Below are 2,165 nucleotides of genomic sequence, written 5' to 3' on the forward strand. Positions count from 1 at the left end.
ATATAAATTATTTCAAACCCAATTATTCAAAAAGTATTTATTAATATAAAATTCTATTTTTTTGATTCAATCAACCCCTCAATTAAATTATCTTTTAATACTTATTTTTTATGAAAATAATTCTAATTATTTACTACATTTATTCTTAATAAAAACTTTATCACCTTGTTTAAATAGAATATAGACAAATCAATTTATTCCAATTTCAATTAATCAAGCAAATATAAATCACATTATTATTTTCTACTAAAGCATGAAAAAAGGCACATAAAAATGGGCTCTAATGAACCCATTTTTAAAAGGATAAAAAATTTAAGTTTTCTTGGCTTGTAATATTTTGAAAAGAATAAATAATATTACAATCCACACTGGCAGCATCAGCACTGACAACATGAAACCTTGATCCCACATGATATAGAGCACTGTCAGCATAAAGACTAAAACCAGATAGTTACTCAGGGGTGAAAACAATGCAGGGAATTTAGTTTGTACAGTTTGGAGGCGAATGGCTTGCTTAAATTTAAGATGAATCAGTGTAATCATGATCCAGTTCAGTACTGCTGCTGCCACCACAATGTAAATTAGATAGCTTAGGGCTTTTTCAGGTACAAAATAGTTTAATAAAACACAGCCAAAAATCAGTAATGCTGAGAATAGCACCGCTGGCACTGGAATTCCTCGTGCATTCACCTTCTTAAAGGCTTTTGGAGCATTACCCTGCTCTGCCAGACCTAATAGCATTCTGCTATTGGCATACATCCCGCTATTACACACCGATAGCGAGGCTGTCAAAATAATAAAATTTAATAAGTGGGCGGCCCAATCAATACCCATCAGATTAAAAATCATCACGAATGGACTATGCTCTAAATCACCTAAGTTCAGCTGATTCCACGGCACAAGTGATAATAGAATTGCAAGTGAACAGATATAAAATAGAAATACACGAATTACAGTTTGATTTACAGCTTTTGGAATATTCTGATCCGGATTTTCGGTTTCCGCAGCAGCCATACTGATCAGCTCAATCCCGCCAAATGCAAACATCATAAAGGCCAGCATATAAAATAGGCCTTCAAAACCATTCGGGAAGAAACCGCCATGTGCCCATAAGTTCGTTATTGAAGCAGTAGAATCAACATCAGCAGTGACTAGCAGATAAATCCCAAATAAAATCATCGCGATAATCGCAAGGACTTTTATCATTGATAACCAGAATTCAGATTCGCCATAAATCTTTACATTGGTCAAATTCATGCCAGTGACCAGAATAAAGAAAAATAAAACCGAAACCCATGCCGGAATTTCTGGCCACCAGTAATTGATATATTTACCAACCGCAGTCAGCTCAGTCATCGCTACCAGAATATACAGAATCCAGTAATTCCAGCCTGTTAAAAATCCTGGAAACTTCCCCCAATATTTAAAGGCGAAATAGCTAAATGAACCGGTTACAGGTTCATGTACAATCATTTCACCGAGTTGGCGCATAATCAGGAAAGCAATCAAACCGCCCATCAGATAACCCAAAATAATAGATGGACCAGCAGACTGAATAATATGAGCTGAACCTAGAAATAGACCGGTACCAATCGCACCGCCCATGGCAATCAGCTGGATATGACGATTCTTCAAACGGCGTTGAAGCTGCGGTGTTTCACTCTCCAAAACATATTCTCATAATGAATAAAAAAATAGGATTGTACCGAGTCTAGTGCCAATCAGCTAACTCATAAATTAGATCTCTTTCATAAATCAAAAAACGATCTTCTTTTTGGTTAATATTTGCACTCCGGATTTCTTAGCATTCGTGCATAATCTGCCGATGAAATACATCGATTCAAACAAGCTTTCTGATCCTCAGTTCAAGCGATACACAGGCATCTCATGGTCAACTTTCTATTTGATGGTTGAGCAATTGCAGAAGCATGTCTCTGCCAAAGGCAGACCGCCCAAGTTAAGCCTGGAGGATCAGGTTCTGCTCTGTCTGAGCTATTGGCGGGAATACCGAACCTTATTTCACGTTGCGACGAGTTACGGGGTTTCAGAGCCCACAGCCTCAAGAATTGTCCGTCATGTTGAAGACTGCCTGATTCGGTCCAATCTGTTTAATTTACCCAAAGATTTACCCGAGGGCGAAGGCATCGACTGGAATGTTGTGACTG

General features: G+C 37.6%; 2 protein-coding genes. One reads left to right on the forward strand and one right to left on the reverse strand.

Going from position 1 to position 2,165, the window contains the following annotated elements:
- Positions 1 to 312: 312 nt before the first annotated feature.
- On the reverse strand, positions 313 to 1,668 hold the full coding sequence (locus C3420_RS16805) for an amino acid permease (protein ID WP_103801023.1): 1,356 nt from the start codon (positions 1,666 to 1,668) through the stop codon (positions 313 to 315).
- 142 nt (positions 1,669 to 1,810) lie between these two features.
- On the opposite strand from C3420_RS16805, the gene C3420_RS17510 reads away from it, so the two are divergent.
- Positions 1,811 to 2,165, forward strand: a 355-nt coding sequence (locus tag C3420_RS17510) for a helix-turn-helix domain-containing protein (RefSeq protein ID WP_213064677.1), incomplete at its 3' end; no start/stop codon positions are given.

The sequence above is a fragment of the Acinetobacter sp. ACNIH3 genome, assembly GCF_002918965.1.
GTDB lineage: Bacteria > Pseudomonadota > Gammaproteobacteria > Pseudomonadales > Moraxellaceae > Acinetobacter > Acinetobacter schindleri.